This window comes from Azorhizobium caulinodans ORS 571 (assembly GCF_000010525.1).
GTDB classification, from domain to species: domain Bacteria; phylum Pseudomonadota; class Alphaproteobacteria; order Rhizobiales; family Xanthobacteraceae; genus Azorhizobium; species Azorhizobium caulinodans.
In genome coordinates, this window is the sequence record NC_009937.1 from 549,186 (window position 1) to 575,632 (window position 26,447).

The window sequence follows — 26,447 nt, forward strand, 5'->3', positions numbered from 1 at the left end:
GCGCCTGAGGCGCCTTCCGCGCTGGCGCGCGGCGGCTGGCCGGTGGATGTCGGCCTTCGGCGCTCTGGTAACCCATCCGGCCTCGGGTGAAAATGCCGGAGCACCGGATCGCCGGCCCACAGGAGATTTCACATGGATGACGATCGCCCCGCGCCGCCGCCTTCGCCGATCGCGCCGGGCGCGGACGTGAGCCGTCTGTCCGAGCACGAGATCGAGGCCCGCATTGAATTGCTGAAGCAGGAGATCGTCCGGCTGGAGGCGGCGCTGGTGGCCAAGCGCGCGTCGCGCAGTGCCGCCGACGCGGTGTTCAAGCTGTAGCGGAGCCTGCGGCAGGCGCTCCGCGTGGCTTGCGGTCTCGCGCTCGGCCATGCTTTCCTGAAGGCAAGGCGCAGGTTCGGGACTGCGACGTCCGGTTGTGCCCGCCGTGGGTTGGCGCGCCCGGCGTTTCGGGCCTCCTGCGGCGGCAATGGGGCAAGGCTCGGAGTTTCCTGCCCGATTCGTGCCGTCTTGCTGTGGCTGGATTTCTCCAGCAGGCGTGCGTCTGCCACGCCAGGTTGCGGTCATCGTCCGGGGACGCTAGCGCTCGCGCGCTTTGTCCGGGCTTGCGGCGGCCCGGCGGAAAGCCCATGTCGGTGGGTGCGGGGGAAGAGCGTAGCGGCGGCAGTCGTCCGCCGGATGGGAGTTTGTATGACTGCCTCCGCCGAACCTGGGTCCGGGCCATTCGCTGCCCTGTACAGCGACGGTCTCGACCTTGCGGCGCGTCTCAGTGCCTATCTGAGCGGGCCGGGTCGCACCTATTCGGAAGAATTGCCGCTGGCGTCCCGCCTTGCCTATCACGACGAGGCGCGGGAACTCACCACGCTGCTGCTGCAACTGGCAGCCTGGCTGCTGATGGAGCGTGCGGTGGCGGAAGGCGAGATGACCTTCGACCACGCCTATCACGAAGCGGAAACCCTCGAACTGCGCCCCCGGCGCAGCGCTGTCGGCTCCGGCCTGCCGGATGGCCTCAAGGCGCTGCGCGCCGAGGCGGAGCTTCTGCGCCTGCGCGTCGTGGCGCGGGCCGAGCATATCCTTGAGCGCGGCGAGCGCCCGCCGGAGCACCAGAGCGCCGTCCCGGCGCCGCGCTCGGGCACGCCCCGCCTGCGGATCGTCTCCAATTCCGACGACGCCTCGCCTCCCGCGTAACCGGAGGGCTTCCGCTTTCCGCCGTCATTCCCGTTTGCCGTGATCCGGCCCCGCCGGGTGCGACCAAATCGCCCTGCCGCCCGGCTCGGGCAAGGTCTCGGCTGGGGACAGCCTCACGTGGACGTGCGAATGCAAAAAGCCGGGCATCCGATGGATACCCGGCTTTTTTACGCGGCCCGAGGCAGGCTCACACCGGTAAAACCGGCGGATCAGCCCTTCAGGAGGGCGCCGAACTTGTTCTTGAAGCGCGAAACGCGACCGCCGCGGTCGAGCAGCTGCTGGGTGCCGCCGGTCCACGCGGGGTGGGTGCGCGGGTCGATATCGAGCGCCAGGGTGTCGCCCTCCTTGCCGAAGGTCGACCGCGTCGTGTACTCGGTGCCGTCCGTCATCACCACCTTGATGAAGTGATAATCGGGATGGATGTCGCTTTTCATGAGTTGCGTCCTTCTCGCCGCGCCGAGCCAGGGCCCCGCACCGGTATGAATTCGTTTCCTGCCGGAAGTCGCGGGTCTATAGCCGAGAGGCAGCGTTGAGACAAGTCGAGACCTCCCCTTCCGTGGAAGGAAAGCCGGAGAGCGCCCCGCGCGCCCGCCGCAGCCTGCGCCCCCTGGGGCGCATCCTCCCCTATGTGCTGCGGTATCGCACCCGCATCGCGCTGGCGCTGGTGGCCCTCATCCTCGCCGCCGTCGCCACCCTCGCCATGCCGGTGGCGGTGCGGCGGATGATCGACTTCGGCTTCGCCGCTGACCATTCCGGCCTCATCGACCGCTACTTCGCCATGCTGGTGCTGGTGGTGGGCGTGCTGGCCGGCGCCTCCGCCGCCCGCTATTACCTCGTGACGACGCTGGGCGAGCGCGTGGTGGCGGACCTGCGCACCGCCGTCTTTGCCCATCTGACGACGCTGGACGGCGCCTTCTACGACACGTCGCGCGCCGGCGAGATCACCTCGCGCCTTGCCGCCGACACCACGCAGATCAAATCCGCCGTGGGCGCCTCGGCCTCGCAGGCGCTGCGCAATCTGGTGCTGTTCCTCGGCGCGGTGGTGATGATGGTGGTGACGAGCCCGCGCCTCTCCGCGCTGGTGCTGGTCGCGATCCCGATCATCGTGCTGCCGCTCGTCGCGTCCGGGCGGGGGGTGCGCAAGAAGTCCCGCGCCGCGCAGGATGCGCTGGCGGAAGCCTCGGCTTATGCCTCGGAGGCGACCGGCGCCATGCGCGCGCTGCAATCCTCCTCCGCCGAACCCGCCGCCCGCCGGCGTTTCGACCGGGAGGTGGAACTGGCCTTCGAGGCCGCCCAGGGCGCCGTCCGTGCGCGGGCGATTCTGACCGGCATCGGCATCTTCCTCGTCTTTGCGAGCATCGTCGCCATCCTCTGGACCGGCGCCCAGTCGGTCATGTCCGGCACCATGTCGTCCGGCCAGCTCGGCCAGTTCGTGCTCTATGCGGTGCTGGCGGCGAGCGCGCTCGGCGAGCTGTCGCAAGTGTGGGGCGAGGTTTCAGCCGCGGCCGGTGCGGCCGAGCGCATCGGCGAGTTGCTGCGCATCGAACCGGCGGTCAAGGCGCCCCCGCAGCCGAGGACGCTGCCGGCCCGGATCTCGGGCGCCATCCGCTTCGAGAGCGTGCGCTTTGCCTATCCCGCCCGCCCCGACCTGCCGGCGCTCAACGGCATTTCGTTCACCGTGGCCCCCGGCGAGCGGGTGGCCCTCGTCGGCCCCTCCGGTGCCGGCAAGAGCACGGTGTTCCAACTGCTGGAGCGCTTCTACGACCCGCAGGGCGGCCATATCGCCCTTGATGACGTGGACATTGCCGCCTGCGATCCCGTGGCGGTGCGCCGCCAGATGGCCTTCGTGCCGCAGGAAGTGGCGATCTTCGCCGATACGGTGCGCGAGAACATCCGCCTCGCCCGCCCCGAGGCATCGGACGCCGAGGTGGAAGCCGCGGGCCGCGCTGCGCTGGTGGACGAGTTCGTCGTCCGCCTTCCCGAAGGCTGGGACACCAAGGTGGGCGAGCGGGGCGTGACGCTCTCCGGCGGCCAGCGCCAGCGCATCGTGATCGCCCGCGCCATCCTGCGGGCGGCCCCCATCCTGCTGCTGGATGAGGCGACGAGCGCGCTCGATGCCGAAAGCGAAACGCTGGTTCAGACGGCACTGGAGCGTTCCATGGAAGGGCGCACCACACTGGTCATCGCTCACCGCCTCTCCACGGTGCTGTCGGCCGACCGCATCCTCGTGATGGAGGACGGGCGCATCGTCGATCAGGGCACGCATGCGGAACTGGTGGCGAAGGGCGGCCTCTACGCCCGCCTCGCCGCTCTGCAATTCGCGAGTGCCGCCTGAGAGCGGCGCTGGCTTAGGGCGGATCGACATCAGCGCCGGCGGGCAACACCGGGCGCTTCCGCGCTCCGCCGCATGGCGCCCGCTCCACGCCCAGGCCACGTGCCCCCTCCCCCCTTGTGGGGGAGGGACGGGGAGGGGGTAATGCCCTCTCCACTCCACGTGCCCTCAGGCGAACCACGCGGCTTTCGCCGGTCGGGCTCCAGGCGGCGGCCGTTCTATCCCCCTCCCAACCCTCCCCCACAGGGGTGGGGGGCTTTAGGGTGTGCGGGTCGGGCAACCACCATCATGAGCCGGGCTCAGCCGCTATGACCTTCCGCCCTCAAACCTCCGGCGTCCATTCCATCCGCCAGATGGCGCGGCCGGACATCGGGTTGGTGCTGGCGGAGGTGATGCGCAGACCCTGCTTCTCGTAGAACGCGACGGCCCGGCCGTTGTCCTGGTTGACATCGAGCACGATGCCGCCGGGCGAAAGCTCCCGCGCCGCCGTCATCAGCGCCTCGGCAGCGCCCGTGCCGCGCTGGGCGGGGGCGACCGCCAGTTGGTCGAGATAGCGCGTGGTGGGGTGGATGATGACGAAGCCCACCGGCGTGCCATCCCGCGTTTCCGCCACCGGCACCTGCGCGCCGTCGGCCCGGAGCTTGGCGAAATGGTCGAGGAACCAGGGCCGCCGCGCCTCGAAATCGATGTCCGGCATGGTGGCGGCCCAGGTGGCGACCCAGAGATCGGCCAGCGCCGCCATGTCGCCCTCCGCGAAGGGGCGGATGCGGAAGGACGGCTTGGGCGTGTGGTCGCTCACCGCTCGGTCAGCTTCAGCTCAATGCGGCGGTTGCGCGCCATGGACTCGTCCGAGGTGCCGGTGTCGATGGGCTGGTATTCGCCGAAGCCTGCCGCGATGAGGTGGCGGGGCTGTACGCCCTTGGAGATGAGATACTGCGCCACCGCGATGGCGCGGGCGGCGGAGAGTTCCCAGTTGGAGGGGAACTGGGGGGTCGAGATGGGCCGGCTGTCTGTGTGGCCGTCGATGCGCAGCGCCCAGTTGATGTCCGGCGGGATCTGCCGCTCCAGCTCAAGGATGGCGGAGGCGAGCTTGTCCAGCTCCGCCAGCGCCTCGGGCCGGGGCGTGGCCGATCCGCGGTCGAAGAAGACCTCCGACTGGAAGACGAAGCGGTCGCCGACGATGCGGATGTCCGGCCGGTTGCCGAGGATGTCGCGCAGGCGGCCGAAGAATTCGGAGCGGAAGCGGCTCAGCTCCTGCACGCGCTGGGCCAGCGCCACGTTCAGCCGCTTGCCGAGATCGGCGATCTTGGTCTGGCTTTCCTGATCGCGCTTCTCGGAGACGTTCAGCGCCTCCTCCAGCGCCGCCATCTGCCGTCGAAGGGCGGCGATCTGCTGGTTCAGCAGCTCGATCTGGGCGAGCGCCCGGCTCGCGACATCCTTCTGCATGTCCACTTCGCGGGCGAGGGCCGCCTCGCGGGAGGGATCGGGTCCGGTGGGCGCGGGGCCGGCGGCGGCCTTCAGGCGGTCGCGCTCGGCCTCGGTGGCCTGAAGGCTGGCGCGCAAGGCGGCAAGCTCGCTGTCCTGGCTCTGGCCGGTGGCCCGTTCCAGCGAGAGCAGTTCGGTCAGCTGCCGGATCTGCGCCTGCAGGCGCTGGAGCACGTTCTCCTTGCCGGAAATGTCCTGCGACAGGAAGAACTGCGTGACCATGAAGACCGAGAGCAGGAAGACGAAGACCAGCAGCAGCGTGGACAGGGCGTCCACGAAGCCCGGCCAGTAATCAACCTGACGGTCGCGCCCGCGCCGGCCGAGGGCCATGTCAGCCTCTCCCCGAGCCGGCGTCTTCCGGCACGTTCAGCGCCCGCTCCAGCCGCTCGATCACCCGGCGGATGTCCGCCTGCTGGGCGCCCTGGCTCTCCACGAGTTGCTTCAGCACCGCCTGCTCGGTGCGCATGTGGGTGACGAGGCCCTGAAGGCTTTCGGCCAGATGCGCGACGGCAGTGGTGACGCGCTGGGAGCCTGCTTCCGTCATGGTGCGCTCCAGCCGGCCCATGGCCTCCACCAGCGGGTCGAGATCGATGGGGGCGGGGGGCGGCAGAAGCTGGGCCACCGGGCGGGTGTCGATGGCCTCGCGGTCCATGGGCACGGGCCGGACTTCGGGCGCGCGGCTCGGGACTTCCGCGTCGAGGTCGCGCACCGTGGTGGACAGCCAGTCCTCAAGGTCGGTGTAGAAGCGGTTCTGCGCCTGTCCGGCCTGAAGGTCGAGGAAGCCCAACACCAGCGATCCGGCAAGACCGAACAGCGAGGACGAGAATGAGATGCCCATGCCGGCCAGCGGCGCTGAGAGGCCGGACTTCATCTCCTCCAGCATGGAGGCGCTGTCGCCGCCGCCTTGCAGCGAGCCGATGACGCCGCCGATGGAGCTGACCGTTTCCAGAAGGCCCCAGAAGGTGCCGAGCAGGCCGAGGAAGACGAGAAGGCCGGTGAGATAGCGCGCCGTGTCGCGGGCTTCATCGAGGCGCGTGCCGATCGAATCGAGGATCGAGCGCATGGTCGACTGGGAGATCGCCATGCGGCCCATGCGGTCGCCCAGCAGCGCGGCCATGGGGGCAAGGAGGGTCGGCGCGCGGGAGACGGCAAGGCCGGGATCGGCGAGGCGGAAGGAATTCACCCATTCCACCTCCGGGAACAGGCGCGAGACCTGCCGGATGGCGAGGATGATGCCGATGGCCAGCACGCCGAAGATGACGCCGTTGAGCCCCGGATTGTTCATGAAGGCGGCGGCGATCTGCTTGTAGAGCACGGCCGCCAGTGCCGCGCACAGAAGCAAAAACACGATGATCCGCACCAGGAAGATGCGAGGGGACGAAACTTTCAAGAAAGGATCGACGGCCCGCGTCATGCTCGCTCCCGCAACTCTTCCCCGCGATTCGGACTATGGCATACCAACGCGCAAAGGGAACCGGATGACAGCGCCATGTGCCATCCGGAGCCAAAATTGTAGCAATTATGAGGACCGGCGCAGCCTCAGGAGGTAGATCGCAGCCGCCGCAATCGGTCGCGCGGGCTCAGGCCTTCTTGAGCAGGCGGAAGAGATCTTCCCGCATGTCCGCATTACCGGCGATGATGTGGCCGTTCTCAAGGCTCTTGTCGTGGCCGTCGAGGTCGGTCACCGAGCCACCCGCCTCGCGGATGAGGATCATGCCGGCGGCCATGTCCCAGGAGGACAGGTCGCGTTCCCAGAAGGCATCGAAGCGGCCCGCCGCCACCCAGGCAAGGTCAAGGGCCGCAGCGCCGGTGCGGCGCACGCCGGCCACCTGGCCCTGCACGAGGGCGAGTTCGCGCTGGAACTTGTTATGGTCGCCGCGCCCGAGGTGCGGAATACCGCAGCCCACCACGCAGTCGGCGAGCTTACGGCGGGCGGCGACGCGCAGGCGCCGGTCGTTGAGATAGGCGCCCTGGCCCTTCTCGGCGACGTAGAGCTCATCGGTGACCGGATTGAAGATCACGCCCGCGAACGGCACGCCGTTGCGCACCAGCGCCACCGAGATGGCGAACAGGGGAATGCCGTGCAGGAAGTTCGTCGTGCCGTCGAGCGGGTCGATGACCCATTCATTGGCCTCGTCCTGCCCCTCGACCTTGCCGCGCTCCTCCATGGTGAAGCCGTAGCCCGGACGGGCGCGGGAGAGTTCGGCATAGAGCGTCTCTTCGGCCTTGCGGTCGGCGGAGGAGACGAAATTGGCCGGGCCCTTCAGCGAGACCTGCAGGTTCTCCACCTCGCCAAAGTCGCGGGCGAGGTTCCGGCCCGCCTTGCGGACGGCCTGGACCATGACGGTGATGAGCGGAGAACGGATCATGGCTGGGTGTTTCCTGGCAGGCCCTGTGCAGCCAGGGCGCGGCTGCCGGCAAATCGAAAAGGGGAGCGTCCGTGTGCCCCCCTCTCATGGCAACGTCAAGACCGCGATTCGCCCATCCATTTGTGGGCCAGCGCCGTGGCCTTCTGCTGCTCTTCCGGCGTGAGCTTGGCAACGAAGTCGTCGAGATAAGGATCTCCAAGGCCTTGCGCCTTGGAAAGCATGTGCCACGCGGCGGCGCGGACCTTGTCCTGCGGCGCGCCGCGACCGGCGGAGAGGACACGCGCATAGCGGTTCTGCGCGATTGCATTGCCGGCGAGCGCCGCCTTCTTAAACAGGGCTGCGGCCTTGGCCTCGTCCTTGGGCACGCCGTCGCCGTTGAAGATGGCGATGGCATATTCCACCTGCGCCGTCACATGGTCCTGCGCGGCGGCGGCGGCCAGCATCTTCAGGGCGGCATCCTTGTCCGCCGGCACGCCATTACCCTGGCGCAGCAGCACCGAGAGCGCGTATTGCGCATCCGCCACCTGCGCGTCGGCGGCCTGCCGGAACCACTTGGCGGCGAGTGTGAAGTCCTGCGGCATGGCCTCGCCCTGGAGATAGAGCAGGCCGAGATTGTAGGCGGCCGAGGCGTTGCCCTTCTTCGCGGCAACTTCCAGCAACTGCGCGGCCTTCTTGAGGTCGCGGGGGATGCCGTCGCCCATGAGGTTCATCATGGCGAGCGAGAAGGCGGCCTGCTCGGAGCCGTGGTCGATGGCCTTTTGATACCATTCCACCGCCTTGGCCGGGCTGCGCGGCACGCCGGAGCCCTGCGCATAGATCTCGCCCAGCAGCGTCTCGGCGGCGGCATCCGGGCCGGCGGCGGCGCGGGCGGAGGCTTCCTTGTAGGCGGCGAGATAGAGGCCGCGCTGGTAGGCGCCATAAGCGGCGTCTTCCGGCTGGCTGCTCACCGGAGCCTTGGGGGCCGCGGGTTTCGCCGCCGGCTTGGCAGCGGGCTTCTGGGCGGGCTTCGGATCCTGGGCCGCCGCCGGCAAGGCGAGGGCGACACTGAGGGCGGAGGCCGCCGCAATGCCAAGCAGCGGGCGCAGGAGACGAAGCACGCGATCCATCATGCGTTTTCCACTCAGGCCTTGGGCGTGGCGTCGGCCACGGTGCGGTCCACGGCGGCGACGGCGCGCTCCACGTCCGCAACGAGTGCGGGACCATCCGGACCGGCGGGCACGGCCGCCAGCGCCACGAAATCGGCGCCCGCCACCGCAATGGCGCGGGCATCCTCCACCGTGGTCGCCACGCCCACGCACGGCACCTCGAAGACTTCCGCCCACCAGCTCACCAGTTCGACCACCGGCTCGATGGGGCCGCTGCCGTCCCGCGCGCCGAACAGCACGTAATCCGCGCCCGCTTCGCCCGCTTCCATCGCTTCGTGCCGGCCTTCGAGGCCGATGCCGGCGATGCCGCCGGGCTTGACTGCCGGCAGGGCGCGCTTGAGCGCGGCGTAGCTGCCGAGGTGAACGCCGTCGGCGCCGATGTCGGAGGCCAGCTCCACCCGGTCGGCCAGAAGGAAGGCGACGCCCGCGGCCTGCGTCGCGGTGCAGAGCTCCGAGAGTTGGGCCTTGGCCGCGGTTTCATCCCCGGCGGGGGTCGTGACGATCACCGCTGCGACATCGCCCGCGCCCATGCAGGCGATGGCTTCCGCCGCCGACAGGGTGGGCGGAAGCACGAGCATGAGGCGGCAGCGGGGGATTTCCGGTTCTGTGGGCATGATGACGGGTTCGGCCAGAAAGCAGGCGAAAGAGGGGCACCCGGCCCTTTCGGATGCCGGGCCTGATGGCATCAGGCTCTAGGCGGGCCGGGGGGAGAACGCAAGAGCCCGCCGGTCCCTCGCGGGACGGCGGGCTCTCTCAACGCGGATAAAGGCGCAAGGGGCCGATCAGGCGGCCTTCTTGGCTTCCTGCTCGGCGCTCCAGCGGCCCAGCGCCGCCAGCGAGTTCATGCGGGCGCGGTGCGTGAAGGCGGCCTGCGCGGCGGCCACGTTCTCGGCCTTGCCGGACCACGCCTTCTGCGGCGCGGCCTGGAGGGCGCGGCCGTAGGAATAGGTGAGCTTCCACGGCAGGTTGCCGAGCTTCACCATGGCGTCGAGGTGGGCGGTGGCGTCCTCGTCCGACTGGCCGCCGGAGAGGAAGGCGATGCCAGGCACCGCCGCCGGGACGGTGGCCTTCAGCACGCGCACGGTCTGCTCGGCCACCTGGGCGACGGAGGCCTGGGTGCGGGCCTTCTTGCCGGGGACGACCATGTTCGGCTTCAGCACCATGCCCTCAAGGGCGACGCGCTGCTGGTAGAGCTCGCCGAACACCACGCGCAGGACGTATTCCGTCACTTCGTAGCAGCGCTCGATGCCGTGGTCGCCGTCCATGAGCACTTCCGGCTCGACGATCGGGACGATGTTGGCTTCCTGGCACAGGGCCGCATAGCGGGCCAGGGCGTGCGCGTTGGCGGCAACGGCACCGGGGGTGGGGATACCGGCGCCGATATCGATCACCGCGCGCCACTTCGCGAAGCGGGCGCCGAGGTCGTAATACTCCTTCAGGCGGCCGGCGAGGCCGTCGAGGCCTTCCGTGATGGTCTCGCCCGGGAACAGCGCCATGGGCTTGGCACCGGCGTCCACCTTGATGCCGGGGATGGAGCCGGCCTGCTGGATGAGGCTGACGAGCGGGGTGCCGTCCTTGGCCTTCTGGCGCAGGGTCTCGTCGAACAGGATGACGCCGGAGATGTACTCCTTCATCGCCTCGTCCGAACGGAACAGCAACTCGCGGTAATCGCGACGGTTTTCCTCGGTGGACTCGACACCGATGGCGTCGAACCGCTTCTTGATCGTGCTGGTGCTCTCGTCAGCGGCAAGAATGCCCTTGCCGTCGGACACCATCTTCTGCGCGATCGTCTCGAGTTCAGCGTTCATGGTCTGCCTATCCCCTTGGAGCCGCCCCTGCGGCTGATGCCTGCACTTTATGGGTTGAGTATAACACCGAGGTCTCAGCGCCGCAGCGCTTCGACCCCCGGCAACTGCTTGCCTTCCAGCCATTCCAGGAAGGCACCGCCGGCGGTGGAGACATAGGAGAAGTCCCCGGCCGCGCCGGCATGGTTGAGCGCCGCCACCGTGTCGCCGCCACCCGCGACGGACAGCAGCGCGCCGGCCTTGGTGGCCTCCGCCACGGCCTTCGCCACGGCAACCGTCGCGGCGTCGAAGGGCGGCAGCTCGAAGGCGCCGAACGGGCCGTTCCAGACCACGGTCTTCGCGCCCTTCAGCTTCTCCCTCACCAGCGCCACGGTGGCCGGGCCGGCATCGAGGATCATCTCGTCCTCGGCCACCTGGTCCACCGGCACCACGCGGTGATCCGCATGGGCGGCGAAGGTCTTGGTGACGACCGCGTCCACCGGCAGCACGATCTCGCAGCCATGGCTGGCGGCGGTGGCGATGATCTGGCGGGCGGTGTCGGCGAGGTCGTGCTCGCACAGCGACTTGCCCACCTTCACGCCCTTGGCGGCGAGGAAGGTGTTGGCCATGCCGCCGCCGATGACGAGGATGTCCACCTTGGCGGTGAGATTGCCGAGGAGTTCGAGCTTGCTCGACACCTTGGCGCCGCCGACCACGGCCAGAACCGGCCGCTGCGGAGCCTCGAGGGCCTTGGCGAGCGCCTCCAGCTCCTTCTGCATGCTGCGGCCGGCGAAGGCGGGCAGCTTGTGCGCCAGCCCCTCGGTGGAGGCATGGGCGCGGTGGGCCGCCGAGAAGGCGTCGTTCACATAGATATCGCCGAGGGCCGCGAGCTGCTGGACGAAATCGGCGGCGTTCTTCTCCTCGCCCGCGTGGAAGCGGGTGTTCTCCAGAACCAGGACGGCGCCGGGGGCGAGGGTGGAGACGGCGGCCTCGGCATCCGAGCCGATGCAGTCGCCGGCGAACGCCACGGGGGCGCCGAGGCGCTCCCCGACGGCAGCCGCGACCGGGGCGAGCGACTGGCTCGCGTCCCGGCCTTTCGGGCGTCCGAAGTGGGAGAGCAGGATGGCCTTTCCGCCCTTCTCCGTGATGGCGCGGATGGTGGGCAGGATGGCCTGGATGCGGGTGTCGTCGGTGACGCGGCCTTCGTCCATGGGGACGTTGAGGTCGACACGGACGAGGACCCGCTTGCCGGCGAGGTCCGCCTCATCGAGGGTGCGGAAAGTCGGCATGATGCTGCTCTCCCTCGCTTTAACCGATCAACCGAGCTTCGCCAGGGCGACGGCGGTGTCGGACATGCGGTTGGAGAAGCCCCACTCGTTGTCATACCAGGACATGACGCGCACCAGCGTGCCGTCCATGACCTTGGTCTGGTCCATGTGGAAGGTGGACGAGTGCGGGTCGTGGTTGAAGTCGATGGAGACGTTCGGCTCCGTCGTGTAGCCGAGCACGCCCTTCAGCGGGCCGTCCGCCGCCGCCTTGATGGCGGCATTGATCTCTTCGACCGTCGTGGCGCGCTTGGCGACGAACTTGAGGTCGATGACCGAGACGTTCGGGGTCGGCACGCGGATGGAGACGCCGTCCAGCTTGCCCTTCAGCTCGGGCAGCACGAGGCCGACGGCCTTGGCCGCGCCGGTGGAGGTCGGGATCATGGAGAGGGCGGCAGCGCGGGCGCGGTAGAGATCCTTGTGCACCTGATCCAGCGAGGGCTGGTCGTTGGTGTAGGAGTGCACGGTGGTCATGAAGCCGTGGACGATGCCAACGGCGTCGTTGAGCACCTTGGCCACCGGGGCGAGGCAGTTGGTGGTGCAGGAGGCGTTGGAGACCACCGTGTGCTCGGGCTTCAGGAGCTGGTGGTTCACGCCATAGACCACCGTGAGGTCGGCGCCGTCGGCGGGGGCCGATACCAGCACGCGCTTGGCGCCGGCGGTGAGATGGGCTGCGGCCTTGTCACGGGCGGTGAAGATGCCCGTGCACTCCATGGCGATGTCCACGCCCAGCTCCTTGTGGGGCAGGGTGGACGGATCCTTGATGGCGGTGACCTTGATGGGGCCCTGGCCGACGTCGATGGTGTCGCCGTTCACCACCACCTTGGCCGGGAAGCGGCCGTGCACGCTGTCGTAGCGCAGCAGGTGGGCATTGGTCTCGACCGGGGCGAGGTCGTTGATGGCCACCACCTGGATGTCGGTGCGGCCGGATTCGATGATGGCGCGCAGCACGTTGCGCCCGATGCGACCGAACCCGTTGATGGCCACCTTCACCGTCATAGCTTCATCCTCCATGCGCCGGCCCTCAAGACCGGCTTGAGCGAACGCGTGCCGCCTTCTCCGGCGGCAATTCGTATGGCGCATGGGCCCGTAGGCCGCACGCGCTCTCCCCTTGCCAGAGCAGGATCGCGGCCGCCGGGAGCGGACCGCAGGTCCGCCGTCAGCTCTGCCGCAGCTGTTCCAGCGCGGCAGCCACCACCGCCTGGGGCGTAATGCCGAAATGCTTGTAGAGTTCCTTGGCCGGCGCGCTGGCGCCGAACGAGGTCATGCCCACGAAGGCGGCATCCGAGCCGATGATGCTGTCCCAGCCCATGCGGATGGCGGCCTCGATGCCGACCTTGGCCGGGGCCTTGCCGATGACGGCGCGGCGCTCGGCCAGCGGGCGGGCGAGGAAGAGCTCGAAGGACGGAACGGAGACCACGCGGGTGGGCACGCCTTCGCTTTCGAGCAGCGCGCGGGCTTCCACAGCGAGGGACAGTTCCGAGCCGGTGGCGAACAGGGAGACCTGCGCCTCGCCGCTGGCGGCCAGCAGCTCATAGGCGCCGCCGGCGGACTTGTTCTCGCCGTCCGCGTCCTTGCGCAGGAGCGGCAGGTTCTGGCGCGAGAGGATGAGGCAGCTCGGCCGGTCCTTCGCCTCAAGGGCGATCTGCCAGCACTCGGCGGTTTCCACCGTGTCCGCGGGGCGCAGCACGAGGGTGTTGGGAATGGCGCGCAGGGCGGCCAGATGCTCCACCGGCTGGTGGGTGGGGCCGTCCTCGCCGAGGCCGATGGAATCGTGGGTCAGCACATGGATGACCCGCTCGCCCATGAGCGCGGCGAGGCGGATGGCCGGGCGCGAATAATCGGCGAAGGCGAGGAAGGTGCCGCTATAGGGGATGAAGCCGCCATGGAGCGCGATGCCGTTCATCGCCGCCGCCATGCCGTGCTCGCGCACGCCCCAGTGCACGAAATCGCCGGAGAAGTCGGTCGGGGTGACGGATTTCTGGCCCTTGGCGCGGGTGTTGTTGGAGCCGGTGAGGTCGGCGGAGCCGCCGAGCATCTCGGGCACCGCCTTGGTGAGCGTGTCGAGCACGATCTCCGAGGACTTGCGCGTGGCAACCGCGCCGCCATCGGCGACCGCCTTCGCCTTCACGGCGGCGATGGCTTCCTTGAGGGCGGCTACAGGCAGTTCGCCGGCCATGCGGCGGTTGAACTCGGCGCGGGTCGCCTCGGGCAGGGCGTCGAAGCGGGCCTGCCAGGCGGCGCGGGCTTCGGCGCCCTTGCGGCCGGCGGCGCGCCAGGCGTCCAACGCATCGGCGGGGATCTCGAACGGGCCGGCTTCCCAGCCCAGCGCCTTGCGGGTGGCCTCGATCTCGGCGGCACCCAGCGGCGAGCCGTGCACCTTCTCCGAGCCCGCCTTGGCCGGCGAACCGAAGCCGATGGTGGTGCGGCACGCGATCAGGGTCGGCTTTTCGGAGGCATAAGCCGTGTTGAGCGCGGCGAGGAGGGCGACCGGATCGTGCCCGTCCACCGCCAGCGTGTTCCAGCCGGAGGCGGCGAAGCGCGCCTGCTGGTCGGTGGAGACGGAGATGGAGGTGGGGCCGTCGATGGAGATGCGGTTGTCGTCCCACAGCACCGTCAGCTTGGCGAGCTTCAGGTGGCCGGCGATATCGATGGCCTCCTGCGAGATGCCTTCCATCAGGTCGCCGTCGGAGGCGATGACGACGGTGCGGTGATCGACGATCTCGCTACCGAAGCGGGCGGCCATCAGGCGCTCGGCCATGGCAAAGCCAACCGCGGTGGAGATGCCCTGGCCGAGCGGGCCGGTCGTGGTCTCGATGCCGGGGGTGACGAAATTCTCGGGATGGCCGGGGGTCAGCGAGCCGAGCTGACGGAAGCGGCGGATCTCGTCCATGCTCACGGCGTCATAGCCGAGCAGATGAAGCAGGCCGTAGAGCAGCATCGAGCCGTGGCCGGCTGAGAGGATGAAGCGGTCGCGGTCCGGCCACTTGGGGGCCGTCGCATCGAACTTCAGCTTTTCCGTGAACAGCACGGTCGCCATGTCGGCCGCGCCCATGGGCAGGCCCGGATGTCCGGAATTGGCGGCCTCCACCGCATCGATGGCCAGGAACCGGATGGCGTTGGCCAGGCGGTTGTGGAGTTCGCGGCTGGACATGAAAAGCGGTCTCCGGCGCGCGGCGCGCCATTTCAAAGATCGGTCAGGCGGAGGGTTCACCTCGCGGCGGCACTGATACCAGCGCGCCACCGGCTGTCAAACGCAGCGTTGGGGCAAGGTCAAGGCAAACCGGCGCCGTTGGGCCGCGATTTGTCATCGCAGCTACACGTTCCCTGCATAGGTGCCCAGCGCGCGGCCATGCCCAAGCCCGAGGCAGCCGGAAGTGGCTGGGCTTCCGCTAGGGCGACTGGATCTTCTTGGCGACGAGGAGCGCCTTCAGCGTCTGGGGATTGCTCTCCCACTGGATATCCGCGATCCGCCACCGCCCGCCGACCTTCGTGAGCTTGAAGGTGACGGTCTTCTTCTCCTCGAAATTCTCGAACTCTGCGGTGACCGTCGCACTGGTCGAGGTCTGCGCCTTGAGGCTGGTCGTCACCGCCTTGATCTCGAAATCCTGGCCTTCGATGAAGGGATCGAAATTCAGCTTCGGATCGGAGGCCTTGGCATCGGCGATGACGAGCTTGGCCAGCGCGGGATCGAAATAGGCGTTGGCGACGGTTGGGTCGGTGAAGTCGAAGCCGACCACCGTGTCCGGGGCCGTATCGAGATAATGGGCGTAGAGATCGCGGATGAGCGTCTCCGGTGAGGGAGCGGCGGCGGGCTTCGCCGCCTGCGGGGCCGCATGGGCGCGCGGGGCGGAGCCCATCAGCCCGCCCGCGAGGGTGGCAGCGACCACGACTGTCCAGAACCACGCAGCGCGCATCAGCCCTTCTCCCGTCGGCCGGTTCCTCAAGCGTGAGCCTTGCCGGTTCCTGACCGCCATACCGCGCCCGCCCGCAGGACCGCAAGAATCCCTTCATTCTCTTTTGGGTTGACGACACGCAACCCATGGCCCTTGTCGCGCCGACTCGGTTAATATCCCGCGTTATGTATGCGCTGAAGCACCGTCCCCCCGAGCTTGGCCCCATCGAGGCGGCAACCCAGCGCCTCCACGCGGCGCTCGACCGCTTGTCCGATTCGCTCGACCGGCGGCGGGAGACGGAGCGCCATCAGGAGGCGTTGCAGGCGCAGCTCCATGCGCTGGGCAACGACCGGGCGCGGCTCGCCGCCGAACTCGACGCGACCCGCGCCGAGGCGGCCCAGGTGGCGGAAGCCAGCCGCGAGATCGGCCGGCGTCTCGATGTTGCCATGACCACGATTCGCGACGTGCTCGCGACCCACGGCGGCTGAAGGAGCGGGCGGCCCCATGGCGCATGTGAGTGTCACCATCGCCGGACGCTATTATCGCATGGCGTGCGATGAAGGGCAGGAGGAGCATCTCATGCGCCTCGGCCGGGACATCGACGCCCGCATCAATCAGCTCCGCGGCACCTTCGGGGAGATCGGCGACCAGCGCCTTACCGTCATGGCCGCCATCACCATTTCCGACGAACTGGCCGAAGCCCGCGCCCGCATCCGCGCGCTGGAGAGCGACCTTGAAGGCCAGCGGGACGCCCGCGCCTCCGCCCTTGCCCGCCTCGAGGCCGGCGAGGAGGCGGTGGCCCGCACCATCGACGAGGTGGCCGAGCGCATCGAGCAACTCGCGAGCGACCTTGCCCCGCGCGAAAAATCCGCGGTGGGCATGGGCTGAGGCGTCCGCCTCAGGAGCGTTCCGGAGCGGCTCGAAAGCGTGATGCCGCTCGCCCGTTCAGGTCGACCCTCACTTTCGCGAAACCGCACACACTTCTGGGGAATGGCCCTAGCGCCGGGGAGGAGAAGCTCCTACATTCGGTCGGCGGGGCTGCGGGGTTCGTTAGGAACTTTTCCCCGGGGCCTTATCGATCCTTAAGGGAGCTGTTCCTGACCTCGCCCCTGGGCTTGGACAAACGGCGCCCACCTACGTTGTAGGTTTCCCGGGATCGACCTCCGACGGCTTTTGCGGCTCCGCACGTGACCCTTTCTTCTCCCACCACCTTCCGATCCGAGAAGGCCCGCCTGCGGGCCGAAGCGCTGCTGCGGCGCGCCGATATGGGCGCCGAACGTCGCGCCGCCGCTTCCGACGCGGCCGCGCGGCATGCGCTCATGGCGCTGGGATCGGTCGCCGGCCGCACGGTCGCCCTGTTCGCCCCCTTCCGCGACGAGATCGATACCGGCCCGCTGGCGCGCAAGCTGCGGGACGCGGGTGCCCGGCTCGCCCTGCCGGTGGTGATAGGGCGCGACCGGCCGCTGATCTTCCGCCTGTGGGACGAAAACGACCTGCTGGAACCGGCGGGGGCCTATGGCATTCCAACTCCGGGAGCGCAGGCGCCGCAGGTGACGCCCGACGATCTCATGGTGCCGCTCGCGGTCTTCGACCGGGCGGGCGCGCGCATCGGTTACGGGGCCGGCTTTTACGACCGCACGCTTGCGCTGCTGCGGCGGGAAAAGCCGATCCGGGCCTTCGGTCTTGCGTTCGCCTGCCAGGAAACCGATCACGTTCCCGCTGAACCCCATGACGAACCGCTCGATGGGATGGTAACGGAAGCCGGTGTCCTTTTCCTTGGCGGGTCTGATGCGGATTCTCTTTCTCGGTGACGTGGTTGGCCGGACCGGCCGCGACGTGGTGACAAGCCGGTTGCCCGGTCTCGTTCAGGACTGGAAGCTCGATCTCGTCGTGGTCAATGGCGAGAACGCCGCCGGCGGCTTCGGCATCACCGAGGCCATCTATAACGAGATCCGAACCGCCGGCGCCGACGCGGTGACGCTCGGCAACCACGCTTTCGACCAGCGCGAGGCCCTGGTCTTCATCGAGCGGGCGGACGCGCTGGTGCGTCCCATCAACTATCCGCCCGGCACGCCGGGACGGGGCGCCGCCATGATCGAGACGCGCGGCGGGGCGCGGGTGCTGGTGGCGAACGTGATGGGCCGTGCCTTCATGGACCCGCTGGACGATCCCTTCGCCGCCATCGACCGGGCGCTGGACGGTGTGGACCTCGGCCGGGTGGTGGACGCCATCGTGGTGGACTTCCACGCCGAGACCACCAGCGAGAAGCAGGCCTTCGGCCATTATTGCGATGGGCGGGTGAGCCTCGTGGTGGGCACCCACACGCATGTGCCCACCGCCGACCATCGCATCCTGCCCGGCGGCACGGCCTATCTGACGGACGCCGGCATGTGCGGGAGCTATGACGGCGTGATCGGCATGGACAAGGACGAGCCGCTGCGGCGCTTCACGCGCAAGATCGGCGCCGGCCGCTTCGAGCCGGCGGCCGGTCCCGCCTCGCTCTGCGGCTTTGCGGTGGAGACGGACCCGGCCACCGGCCTCGCCGTGAAGGCGGCCCCGGTGCGCCTCGGCGGCGATCTCAGCGAGGCACGCCCGGCTTTCTGGGAGGCGTGATGCGGCGCGGCATGGGGCTTTCTTGCTCTTTGCCGCCTCCACGACCTATAAGGCGCGGCACAGTGGATTGGCATCACGCCGGGCGGCGCTCGGTCGATTCCGGGGCGATGGCTCCGGCATCACCAGCGGCGGACGGGCCGGCCCCCACGCTCCGGAGCGAGCGTGGCGCGGCGGCGCGACCCTGCTTCGGGCGCGCGGGCGTGAGAGAGTTTCAAGGATCTGGAGGCGGCCATGGCCGGACATTCACAATTCAAGAACATCATGCACCGCAAGGGACGGCAGGACGCGGTGCGTTCCAAGCTGTTCTCCAAGCTGGCGCGCGAAATCACCGTGGCCGCCAAGATGGGCCTGCCCGATCCGAACATGAACGCGCGCCTGCGCGCCGCCATCCTCGCGGCGCGCGCCGAGAACATGCCCAAGGACAACATCGAGCGCGCCATCAAGAAGGCGTCCGGTGCGGACATGGAGAATTATGACGAGATCCGTTACGAGGGCTACGGTCCCGGCGGCGTCGCCGTCATCGTCGAGGCGCTGACCGACAACCGCAACCGCACCGCCTCCGAAGTGCGCTCCTATTTCACCAAGTCCGGCGGCAACCTCGCCGAGACGGGCGCGGTGTCCTTCATGTTCGACCGCCTCGGCGCCATCGAGTTCGATGCGGCCAAGGTGAATGCGGACGACCTGCTGGAAGCCGCCATCGAGGCGGGCGCGGACGACGTGAACTCCTCCGAGGAGACGCACGAGGTGGTCTGCGCGGTGGAGAGCCTCGCGGAAGTGCAGAAGGCGCTGGAAGCCAAGTTCGGCGAGCCGCGCAAGGCGGGCCTCGTGTGGCGGCCGCAGAACACCATCGCGGTGGATGACGAGACCGGCGAGAAGCTGATGCGTCTCGTGGAGACGCTGGAAGACAACGATGACGTCCAGAACGTCACCGCCAATTTCGAGCTGTCCGAAGCCCTGATGGCCAAGCTCAGCGCCTGAGGCGTGGGAGGCGCTGCCTCCCTTTCCCGTTCGGAGACAAAAAAACCCGGCCACGCGGCCGGGTTTCTTTTTGGGCTGGTGGAGTGTTCAGGCCGCGGCGGCGAGACGGTCGGCGGTCTCGCGCAGCTCGGCGATGGCAGCCTCGATCTCGGTGCGCTGACGCTCGAGCTGGCCGAGCTGGGTCAGGCAGCGGTCACGGGTCAGGGCGAGGTCGCTGCCGCTCTGGCCCTCGTGGGCGGCGACCAGGGCGCGGATCTCGGCAAGGGTGAAGCCGAGGCGCTTGCCCTTCAGGATAACGGTGAGGCGCTCGCGGTCCGCCGGAGAGTAGAGGCGGGCAAGGCCTTCGCGACGCGGAGAGAGGAGGCCCTTGTCTTCATAGAAGCGCAGGGCACGCAGGGTGATGCCGAACTCGCGGGCCAGATCGCCGATCGTATAGACGTCCTCGGCAGCATAGGTCCGGCCGGGAACGGAAACCTGGCTGCGCGCATCGAAATTGGAAACGTCCATTGCACTCTCCGTCAGTTGCGTCACGCCCGGCAGTGCGATGGCTCAGAGAGCGGAAAGCGCATTCCGTGCCGGGCTTCAATGTGCACCCCGGCATGATGGGTAAGCCGATCTGTCCCGCTACGGGAGCTATTTGCAGGCTCCGTAAGGGAAAGTAACCGTTACGCGCTCAGTCTTTTCAACGATTAATGCTCCGTTTACCAAAGGACGTCGATGCTGATTCGACCGATTCGCGGGGGATCGGATGAAGCGGCGGCGGCGACCGGGAGGCGGATATGGATCGCTGGCACGGTACGATGGGGCGTTCAGCGGCCGGTTCGGCCGCAGCTCTTGCCGAGCCTGTCTATGCGCCGGAGCCTCACGACGGGTGGTCCGATGGCGGCCACCTGCGGGCGGTCGCGACCCCCGGGGCAGCCGACCATCCTCTGTATGCTCCGGCGGACCAGCCCGAGGACATCCTTGACCCGGCCGGAACCGGCTTCACCCGCGCCCTTGCCGAATCCGTCGCCATTCTCGCCCGCAAGGTGGATGTCCTCGGCGCCAAGGCGGTGGACCCGGTGGCCATCGCCCGCCTTCAGCGCCAGACCGGCGAACTCAAGGAACTGGTCGAGCGCGTGCTGGTCCTGCACGAGCGCTCCGCCAGCGACGCGGCGGCCGCCAGCGCCTCGGACGAATTCACCCGCCTTGCCATGGACGCCCTGGCCCGCCTGGAGACGCGGGTGGACGGCTTCATGGCCGAACAGGCCCGCCGCACCGCGCCGAGCGAGGAACTGACCGTCCTGCGCGAGCGCCTCGACGCCGTGGCCCATGACGTGAAGGCCCTCGGCAGCGCCGGTGATCCGCGCTTCGCCGCCCGGCTCGAGGACCTGCTGGCGCGGTTCGACCGCAACGAAACCATCGAGGCCGCCAAGCTGGCGCCGCTGGTGGACGTGCTGGAACGCCACCTCTCCCGCCTCGTCGAGCGCGTGGACGAGACGCAGGTTCACGTCGCCCGCCTCGACGGCATCGAGGCCATGCTTCAGGGCCTGACACGCGAATTGCAGCGCCTGCAGGAGCCGGCCGACGACGAGGTCGCCGCGCCGCAGGACGACATCGCCTACGGCGCGGACGAGGCCCTTGTCCCCCACGAAACGGCTGTCCTGGCGCCCCACCTGACGCTGGTGGAGGAGGATTGGCGCTCCCCCGTCGAGACACAGGCCCCTGCCGGCACCGATCCCGCGGGGCTGCGGGAACAGGACTTGCCGCTGCGTGCCGCCGAGATCCGGCCGCAGGTGCAGGAAGCGGCGCCTCCCGCCGCTCCGGCTGCTGCGCCGAGCCTCGAGGAATGGCCGCAATGGCCCACCGACCTGCGCCGTGAGCCGGCGCCGCGCGCGGAGCCCCGTCCGGAGATTGCCCGTGATCCGGCCTGGCAGGTGACCGAGGCGCCCTGGCAGGGTGAACTGCGCGAGCTTCTCGAAACCCATGCCGAGCGCCGCCGCTCCAGCGCCGAAGTCTGGCGCGAGGCGCGGGCCGATGCGGCCCCGAAGGCGGCGGACAGCGAATGGACCGCCAAGCAGGTGGCCGCGCTGGAAGCCGCCCTTGAGGATGCGCAGGCGGTTGCCACCGGACGCTGCCGCACCGACTGGGTTGCCGCTGCCGACCGGGCGGAGCATCGGGAGAAGGGTGCGGCGCTTGCCCGCCGCCGGGATTCCGAGCGGCGCGCCAGCCTGGCCATCCGCGTCGGGGCCGTGGCTCTGGGCGCGCTCGTCCTCGGGATTGGCACCTGGTTCCTGCTGCCGCGCACGGCGCCGGACGGCGCCAGCGCCGGTGTGGCCGGACCCGCGACCGCCAGCGGCGCGCCGGTGGACCCGGCGCTCGTCACCAATCTGCCGCCGCCGGTGGGTTCGGCGGCGCTGAAGAATGCCGCCCTCTCAGGTGATGCAAGTGCCGCAGCCGAGGTGGGCGCGCGCTATGCGGACGGCCGGGGCACCGACGCCAATCAGGCGGCGGCCATGAAATGGTTCGCTTATGCCGCCTCGCAGGGCTCGGCGCCGGCCGCCTACCGGCTCGGCAGCATCTATGAGAACAGCAAGCGGGATCTCCCCGCCGCCCGCAAGCTCTACCAGTGGGCGGCCGAGCGGGGGAACCTGCGGTCCATGCACAACCTCGGCGTGATGTATTCCGACGGGATCGACGGCAAGCCGGACTGGCAGAATGCGGTGAACTGGTTCCGCAAGGCCGCCGACCTCGGCCTGCGCGACAGCCAGTTCAATCTCGGCGTCATCTATTCGCGGGGCCTGTCCGGCGCGGTGGATCGGGCGGAAGCCTGGAAGTGGTTCTCCCTTGCCGCCGCGCAGGGCGATACGGAAAGCGCGCGCAAGCGCGAGGACGTGGCCGCCAAGGCCGAGCCGGGTGTGGTGGACCGCGCGCGCGCCGCCGTCACCGCCTTCGTGCCCGGCAAGGTGGTGGAGAGCGCCAATTCGACCGCCGTGCGGCCGGAATGGGAAGTGGCCGGCCCGGCCGACGCCACGCCGCGCAAGTCCGCCTCCCGCTGAGGCATCGGGCTGGCGCCCCGGCGCCGCCGGGGCCAGTTTGGCGCATGACCAACGGCATGATTCGCATCATCGGCCTCGATCCGGGCCTGCGCCGCACCGGCTGGGGCGTTATTGAGGCCCAGGGCACGCGGCTCACCTATGTCGCCTGCGGCACCATCCTTCCGCCCGAGAACGCCCCCATGGCCGAGCGGCTCGCCGAGCTGCACCGGGGGCTTGCCGAGGTACTGGCCCGCCACGCGCCGGACGAGGCGGCGGTGGAAGAGACGTTCGTCAACATGAACCCGTCCTCCACCCTCAAGCTCGGGCAGGCGCGCGGCGTCGTCATGCTGGCCCCGGCGCAGGCGGGGCTTTCGGTGGCGGAATACGCGCCGCTTCTGGTGAAGAAGACCGTGGTGGGCGCCGGCCGGGCGGAAAAGGCGCAGATCCGCATGATGATCGGCGTGCTGCTGCCCAAGGCGACGCCGCAGACGGAGGATGCCGCCGACGCGCTGGCGGTGGCGGTGACTCATGCCCATCATCGCGGGCCTGCTGCACTGCGGCGCGCGGCGCTGTAGAATGGCGGAACGGGTTCGGCGGAGGGGACCGACATGCTGTGGGGCCAGCTTGCCCTGGTGACCGCGGCCCTGTTCACGGGGGCCGCCTTCTATATCAATGCCGTGGAACAGCCGGCGCGGCTGGGCCTTGAGGCCCGCTCCATGCTGGCGGTGTGGAAGCCGGCCTACCGGCGGGGCTTCGCCATGCAGGCGACGCTGGCGCTGATCGGCTTCGCCCTCGGCGCGCTCGCCTTCTGGCAGACGCGCGACTGGCATTTTCTGGCCGGCGGCGTGCTCATGCTCGCCAACTGGCCTTTCACCTTCATCGGCATCATGCCCACCAACCGCCGCCTGCTGGCGATCCCGGAAGGGCAGGCGGGGCCGGAAAGCGTGCATCTGGTGGCGGTGTGGGGCCAGTTGCACATGGTGCGCACGGGCCTTGGCCTGCTCGCCACCCTCATTTTCCTCTGGGGCACGCTCGGCTGAGGCCGGGCCGGACAGGACGCGATGATCGGCAAGTTGAAGGGGACCGTGGACAGCTTCGGCGAGGACCACCTCATCCTCGATGTCCATGGGGTCGGCTATCTCGTCCATTGCTCCGGACGTACGTTGCAGGCGCTGCCGCGCGTGGGCGAGGCGGCGGTGCTGTTCATCGAGACCCATGTCCGCGAGGATCAGATCCGGCTGTTCGGCTTCGTCACCGAGGCGGAGCGCGAGTGGTTCCGGCTGCTTCAGGGCATTCAGGGCATCGGAACGAAGACCGCGCTCGCCATCCTCTCCACGCTCAAGCCCTCCGACCTCGCGCAGGCGGTGGCGCTGGGCGACAAGACGGCGCTCGCCCGGGCCAATGGCGTCGGCCCCCGCGTCGCCACCCGCATCGTGACCGAGCTGAAGGACAAGGTGCCCGCCTTCACCGCCGCCGATCCGGGCCTTGCCCGCCTTGCAGCGGATGTGGAGGCGACGGAAGCGGCCGGCGGGGCGCTCGCCGATGCGGTCTCGGCCCTCGTCAATCTCGGCTATGGGCAGGCGCAGGCGCACACCGCCATCGCCGCTGCCGGCCGCAAGGCGGGCGAGGACGCCACCACCGAGACCCTCATCCGCCTCGGGCTGAAGGAACTGGCGAAGTAGGCTCAGCCCGGCAGGGGCAGTTCCGTGAGCGGCAGCAGCCGCGAATCCGCCAGCGCGGCCGTGCGGTGGCCCATGACCTTTCGATAGGCCGGACCGTTGGCCATGGCGAGGAGCGCTGCGGCGCTCGCCTGCTGCACCAGCAGCACCTCGTCCCACATCTCCTCTTCGGGCCCGATCAGGAAGGCGTCCGCGCGCCCGCGCCACAGGATGGCGCCGCCGCTGGCCTGAAGCAGCGGCAGGGTGTGGGCCACATAAAGCGCGTAGGCCTCAGCGCCGCTGATGGGCGTGGCCGGCGCGAGGTCCGGCGCGTCCGAATAATCGGCGACGGTCCGGAAGCGCAGCAGGTTCAGCATGACGGGGCGCTGGCGGTCGCGGGAAAAGAAGCGGCGGCCGGCGGCTTCGGTCGGGGCGAGATACGCCTGGCTCATGCCTCGTCCTCCGCGGCCGGGGGGAAGGCGAGCTTGAGCGTGTAGGCGCGGATGTCCTCCGGCCAAGGCGCCATTTCAGTCGTCATGCGGGGGCGGTCGCCGGCGAAGAGGGCGCGGCTCGCCTCCTCGAAGCCCGGCAGGTCGCCGGCCATGGCGCTCATGAAGCGGTAGGCGATCTCCTGCGCCGCCCGTGCCTGCTGGCGCGGCGCGTCGGCGCGGCGGGCCTCCTCCACCAGCCGGCGTAGCGCGACCGACGCGCCGCCCGGCTGGGCGGCGAGCCAGTCCCAATGGCGCGGCAGCAGCGTCACCTCCCGCGCCACCACGCCGAGCTTCGGCCGACCCCGGCCGCGCGGGGACGCCTCTTCCTCCGGCGCGGGCGCCGGATAACGCTCCGCCAGTTCGGCGTCCGTCCCCCGCAGGTCGAGGTCCACGACACGTCCGGTCGCGTCGTCGAAGACCAGCAGCGGTGCCGTGTCGGCCGCCGCGCGGACGGCGCGCGCTACATCGAGGAGCAAACCGGCGGCGATCCGGCGCGGGCCGCAGAAGGCGGTGAAGGTGGTAAGCATGGGTCTGTCTCGGATTTCAGCTTGCGGATTTATATCCGGGTAAATATGAGAAGGCAATTACATCCGGATATAAATGAGGGCGAGATGGAAAAGGCGGAGCGGCGGGCGGCGAGCACGGCCTATAAGGAGCGGAAGGTGGCGGCCGGCATCTATGTGGTGCGCTGTGGCGGCAGGGTCTTCGTGGGTCAGAGTCCCAATCTGGCCAGCGTGGAGAACCGCCTGCGGTTCACGCTCGCGCACGGCTCCCATCCCAACCGCGCCCTTCAGGCGGCGTGGGTCGCGTCGGGTGGGGCGGCGCTGGAGATCGAAATCGTGGAGACGCTGGCGGAGGAGGCGGATGCCTATCTGCGCGGCCGGGCGCTCTCGGAGCGGCAGGGGCACTGGCTAGCGGCGCTGAAGGCCGAGCGGCTCTGAGGCGCACACGGGCGGCCGTTCAAGCGACTGGAAACCGGCCGCGCATGGTGGCACAAGGCGGCATGGCTCCCCGTCTGATGACCGCCGATTCCCGTCCCGAGGACGATGCCGACGCGACCTTGCGTCCGCAGCGGCTCGCCGATTTCGTCGGGCAGGCGCAAGCCCGCGCCAATCTGGAGGTCTTCATCCAGGCCGCCCGCGCGCGGGGCGAGGCGCTCGACCATGTGCTGTTCGTTGGCCCGCCCGGCCTCGGCAAGACGACGCTCGCCCAGATCATGGCCCGCGAGATGGGGGTGGGCTTCCGCTCCACGTCCGGCCCGGTGATCGCGAAGGCCGGCGACCTCGCGGCCATCCTGACCAATCTCGAAGAGCGCGACGTGCTCTTCATCGACGAGATCCACCGCCTTGCGCCGCAGGTGGAGGAAATCCTCTATCCGGCCATGGAGGATTACGAGCTCGATCTCGTCATCGGCGAGGGGCCGGCGGCCCGCTCTGTGAAGATCTCGCTGCCGAAGTTCACGCTGGTGGGCGCCACCACCCGTTCGGGCCTGCTCACCACGCCGCTGCGCGACCGCTTCGGCATTCCCGTGCGGCTGGTCTTCTATACGCTGGAAGAGCTGGAATACATCGTCACCCGCGGCGCCCGCCTGCTCGGCATCGGCATCGTGCCGGAAGGCGCGCGGGAAATCGCCCGCCGGGCGCGCGGCACGCCCCGCATCGCGGGCCGCCTGCTGCGCCGGGTGCGCGACTTCGCCCAGTTCGCCGGGGCCGAGGCCATCGACCGGGCCATCGCCGATCGGGCGCTGATGGCGCTCGACGTCGACGCCATGGGCCTCGACACCATGGACCGGCGCTACCTCACGGTGATCGCGCAGCATTATGGCGGCGGGCCGGTGGGCGTGGAGACGCTGGCCGCCGCGCTCTCCGAGCCGCGCGACGCCATCGAGGAGATCGTCGAGCCCTATCTGGTGCAGCAGGGTTTCGTGCAGCGCACGCCGCGCGGGCGGATGCTCACCTCCGGCGCCTTCCGGCATCTGGGCCTTGCCGAGCCGCAGCGCCCGCCGAGCGCCTTGCCCCTGTTTGATGAAGGTGATTAGAGACGCGCGAAAAGCGTGAGCTTGAGAACGTGTCCCGCTTGGTGCCTTCCCCCTCCCCAACCCTCCCCTAGCCAAGCGGGAGAGGGGGCCTGTCGTGATGGGTTGAGAGCGGGCTCGCATCAAGAAAGAGG

General features: G+C 69.4%; 29 protein-coding genes and 1 other RNA gene. 15 read left to right on the top strand and 15 right to left on the bottom strand.

The genetic code is table 11. The features are described 5' to 3' along the window. Window positions 1-132 precede the first annotated feature (132 nt). Together AZC_RS02495 and AZC_RS02500 are read left to right on the top strand one after the other, a co-directional pair. The gene (locus tag AZC_RS02495) at window positions 133-318 is read left to right on the top strand and encodes a DUF1192 domain-containing protein (RefSeq protein ID WP_012169022.1); all 186 of its coding nucleotides are present in this window, start codon (window positions 133-135) and stop codon (window positions 316-318) included. Window positions 319-687: 369 nt separating this feature from the next. Then, a complete protein-coding gene (locus AZC_RS02500) occupies window positions 688-1,185 on the top strand; it encodes a DUF1465 family protein (RefSeq protein ID WP_052285830.1) in 498 nt (165 codons plus the stop codon). Between the two features lie 209 nt (window positions 1,186-1,394). On the opposite strand, the gene rpmE is transcribed toward AZC_RS02500, so the two are convergent. Beyond that, a complete protein-coding gene (gene rpmE / locus AZC_RS02505) occupies window positions 1,395-1,619 on the bottom strand; it encodes a 50S ribosomal protein L31 (RefSeq protein WP_012169024.1) in 225 nt (74 codons plus the stop codon). Between the two features lie 95 nt (window positions 1,620-1,714). Here rpmE and AZC_RS02510 point away from each other — a divergent pair, with 95 nt between their 5' ends. Further along, a complete protein-coding gene (locus tag AZC_RS02510) occupies window positions 1,715-3,520 on the top strand; it encodes an ABC transporter transmembrane domain-containing protein (protein ID WP_012169025.1) in 1,806 nt (601 codons plus the stop codon). A 319-nt stretch (window positions 3,521-3,839) separates the two neighbouring features. Here the strand turns inward: AZC_RS02510 and AZC_RS02515 are convergent, their stop codons facing one another. The 11 genes from AZC_RS02515 to AZC_RS24215 all read right to left on the bottom strand — a co-directional run bounded on the left by AZC_RS02515 (window position 3,840) and on the right by AZC_RS24215 (window position 15,542). Next, window positions 3,840-4,316 carry a GNAT family N-acetyltransferase gene (locus tag AZC_RS02515; RefSeq protein WP_012169026.1) on the bottom strand — a complete coding sequence of 159 codons (477 nt, stop codon included), beginning with the start codon at window positions 4,314-4,316 and terminating at the stop codon, window positions 3,840-3,842. Continuing rightward, window positions 4,313-5,332: a peptidoglycan -binding protein gene (locus tag AZC_RS02520; protein WP_012169027.1), complete on the bottom strand. Its 1,020-nt coding sequence runs from the start codon at window positions 5,330-5,332 to the stop codon at window positions 4,313-4,315. The genes AZC_RS02515 and AZC_RS02520 overlap by 4 nt, the downstream gene beginning before the upstream one ends. A 1-nt stretch (window position 5,333) precedes the next feature. Beyond that, window positions 5,334-6,416, bottom strand: a complete 1,083-nt coding sequence (locus tag AZC_RS02525) for a hypothetical protein (RefSeq protein ID WP_012169028.1) — start codon at window positions 6,414-6,416, stop codon at window positions 5,334-5,336. Window positions 6,417-6,582: 166 nt separating this feature from the next. Beyond that, on the bottom strand, window positions 6,583-7,371 hold the full coding sequence (locus AZC_RS02530) for an inositol monophosphatase family protein (RefSeq protein ID WP_012169029.1): 789 nt from the start codon (window positions 7,369-7,371) through the stop codon (window positions 6,583-6,585). Between the two features lie 95 nt (window positions 7,372-7,466). Further along, window positions 7,467-8,477 (bottom strand): tetratricopeptide repeat protein, encoded by a 1,011-nt coding sequence (locus AZC_RS02535; protein ID WP_158304092.1) that lies wholly within the window; start codon window positions 8,475-8,477, stop codon window positions 7,467-7,469. Window positions 8,478-8,491: 14 nt separating this feature from the next. Beyond that, entirely contained in the window at window positions 8,492-9,130 is a 639-nt protein-coding gene (locus AZC_RS02540; protein WP_043878811.1) for a thiamine phosphate synthase, read from the bottom strand. A 168-nt stretch (window positions 9,131-9,298) separates the two neighbouring features. Next, a complete protein-coding gene (locus AZC_RS02545; protein WP_012169032.1) occupies window positions 9,299-10,324 on the bottom strand; it encodes a class I fructose-bisphosphate aldolase in 1,026 nt (341 codons plus the stop codon). A gap of 74 nt (window positions 10,325-10,398) precedes the next feature. After that, window positions 10,399-11,589, bottom strand: coding sequence for a phosphoglycerate kinase (locus AZC_RS02550; protein ID WP_012169033.1), 1,191 nt, complete (start codon window positions 11,587-11,589; stop codon window positions 10,399-10,401). Between the two features lie 27 nt (window positions 11,590-11,616). After that, on the bottom strand, window positions 11,617-12,624 hold the full coding sequence (gap, locus tag AZC_RS02555; RefSeq protein WP_012169034.1) for a type I glyceraldehyde-3-phosphate dehydrogenase: 1,008 nt from the start codon (window positions 12,622-12,624) through the stop codon (window positions 11,617-11,619). Between the two features lie 160 nt (window positions 12,625-12,784). Next, entirely contained in the window at window positions 12,785-14,779 is a 1,995-nt protein-coding gene (gene tkt, locus AZC_RS02560) for a transketolase (RefSeq protein WP_043878812.1), read from the bottom strand. A 238-nt stretch (window positions 14,780-15,017) separates the two neighbouring features. Further along, window positions 15,018-15,542, bottom strand: a complete 525-nt coding sequence (locus AZC_RS24215; protein ID WP_052285832.1) for a DUF3828 domain-containing protein — start codon at window positions 15,540-15,542, stop codon at window positions 15,018-15,020. A gap of 164 nt (window positions 15,543-15,706) precedes the next feature. Between AZC_RS24215 and AZC_RS02570 the strand changes: the two genes are divergently transcribed. The 6 genes from AZC_RS02570 to AZC_RS02590 all read left to right on the top strand — a co-directional run bounded on the left by AZC_RS02570 (window position 15,707) and on the right by AZC_RS02590 (window position 19,112). Beyond that, complete coding sequence (locus tag AZC_RS02570) at window positions 15,707-16,009, top strand: DUF4164 domain-containing protein (RefSeq protein WP_043878813.1); 303 nt, start codon at window positions 15,707-15,709, stop codon at window positions 16,007-16,009. A gap of 16 nt (window positions 16,010-16,025) precedes the next feature. Next, the gene (locus tag AZC_RS02575; protein WP_012169038.1) at window positions 16,026-16,409 is read left to right on the top strand and encodes a cell division protein ZapA; all 384 of its coding nucleotides are present in this window, start codon (window positions 16,026-16,028) and stop codon (window positions 16,407-16,409) included. Window positions 16,410-16,553: 144 nt separating this feature from the next. Further along, a non-coding RNA gene (gene ssrS / locus AZC_RS24640) (6S RNA) lies at window positions 16,554-16,707 on the top strand. 1 nt (window position 16,708) lies between these two features. After that, window positions 16,709-17,332, top strand: a complete 624-nt coding sequence (locus AZC_RS02580) for a 5-formyltetrahydrofolate cyclo-ligase (protein WP_012169039.1) — start codon at window positions 16,709-16,711, stop codon at window positions 17,330-17,332. After that, window positions 17,310-18,134: a TIGR00282 family metallophosphoesterase gene (locus AZC_RS02585; protein WP_043878814.1), complete on the top strand. Its 825-nt coding sequence runs from the start codon at window positions 17,310-17,312 to the stop codon at window positions 18,132-18,134. The genes AZC_RS02580 and AZC_RS02585 overlap by 23 nt, the downstream gene beginning before the upstream one ends. A 231-nt stretch (window positions 18,135-18,365) precedes the next feature. Beyond that, window positions 18,366-19,112, top strand: coding sequence for a YebC/PmpR family DNA-binding transcriptional regulator (locus AZC_RS02590; protein WP_012169041.1), 747 nt, complete (start codon window positions 18,366-18,368; stop codon window positions 19,110-19,112). Window positions 19,113-19,199: 87 nt separating this feature from the next. On the opposite strand, the gene AZC_RS02595 is transcribed toward AZC_RS02590, so the two are convergent. Beyond that, window positions 19,200-19,619, bottom strand: coding sequence for a MerR family transcriptional regulator (locus AZC_RS02595; protein WP_043878815.1), 420 nt, complete (start codon window positions 19,617-19,619; stop codon window positions 19,200-19,202). A 272-nt stretch (window positions 19,620-19,891) separates the two neighbouring features. Between AZC_RS02595 and AZC_RS02600 the strand changes: the two genes are divergently transcribed. The 4 genes from AZC_RS02600 to ruvA are packed head-to-tail and all read left to right on the top strand — an operon-like array spanning window position 19,892 to window position 23,811. Next, window positions 19,892-22,150, top strand: a complete 2,259-nt coding sequence (locus AZC_RS02600) for a tetratricopeptide repeat protein (protein ID WP_012169043.1) — start codon at window positions 19,892-19,894, stop codon at window positions 22,148-22,150. A 44-nt stretch (window positions 22,151-22,194) separates the two neighbouring features. Beyond that, the gene (gene ruvC / locus AZC_RS02605; RefSeq protein ID WP_012169044.1) at window positions 22,195-22,704 is read left to right on the top strand and encodes a crossover junction endodeoxyribonuclease RuvC; all 510 of its coding nucleotides are present in this window, start codon (window positions 22,195-22,197) and stop codon (window positions 22,702-22,704) included. Window positions 22,705-22,737: 33 nt separating this feature from the next. Next, the gene (locus tag AZC_RS02610; protein ID WP_012169045.1) at window positions 22,738-23,169 is read left to right on the top strand and encodes a DUF1772 domain-containing protein; all 432 of its coding nucleotides are present in this window, start codon (window positions 22,738-22,740) and stop codon (window positions 23,167-23,169) included. Between the two features lie 21 nt (window positions 23,170-23,190). Then, the gene (gene ruvA / locus AZC_RS02615; protein WP_012169046.1) at window positions 23,191-23,811 is read left to right on the top strand and encodes a Holliday junction branch migration protein RuvA; all 621 of its coding nucleotides are present in this window, start codon (window positions 23,191-23,193) and stop codon (window positions 23,809-23,811) included. A gap of 2 nt (window positions 23,812-23,813) precedes the next feature. Here ruvA and AZC_RS02620 read toward each other — a convergent pair whose 3' ends face one another. Together AZC_RS02620 and AZC_RS02625 are read right to left on the bottom strand one after the other, a co-directional pair. Further along, entirely contained in the window at window positions 23,814-24,239 is a 426-nt protein-coding gene (locus AZC_RS02620) for a DUF1330 domain-containing protein (protein WP_012169047.1), read from the bottom strand. Continuing rightward, entirely contained in the window at window positions 24,236-24,805 is a 570-nt protein-coding gene (locus AZC_RS02625) for a DUF2239 family protein (RefSeq protein WP_043878816.1), read from the bottom strand. Before AZC_RS02625 ends, AZC_RS02620 begins: the two co-directional genes overlap by 4 nt. Window positions 24,806-24,889: 84 nt before the next feature. Here AZC_RS02625 and AZC_RS02630 point away from each other — a divergent pair, with 84 nt between their 5' ends. Further along, window positions 24,890-25,219, top strand: a complete 330-nt coding sequence (locus AZC_RS02630; protein WP_012169049.1) for a GIY-YIG nuclease family protein — start codon at window positions 24,890-24,892, stop codon at window positions 25,217-25,219. Between the two features lie 62 nt (window positions 25,220-25,281). After that, the gene (gene ruvB, locus AZC_RS02635; RefSeq protein ID WP_043879943.1) at window positions 25,282-26,316 is read left to right on the top strand and encodes a Holliday junction branch migration DNA helicase RuvB; all 1,035 of its coding nucleotides are present in this window, start codon (window positions 25,282-25,284) and stop codon (window positions 26,314-26,316) included. The last annotated feature ends 131 nt before the right edge of the window (window positions 26,317-26,447 follow it).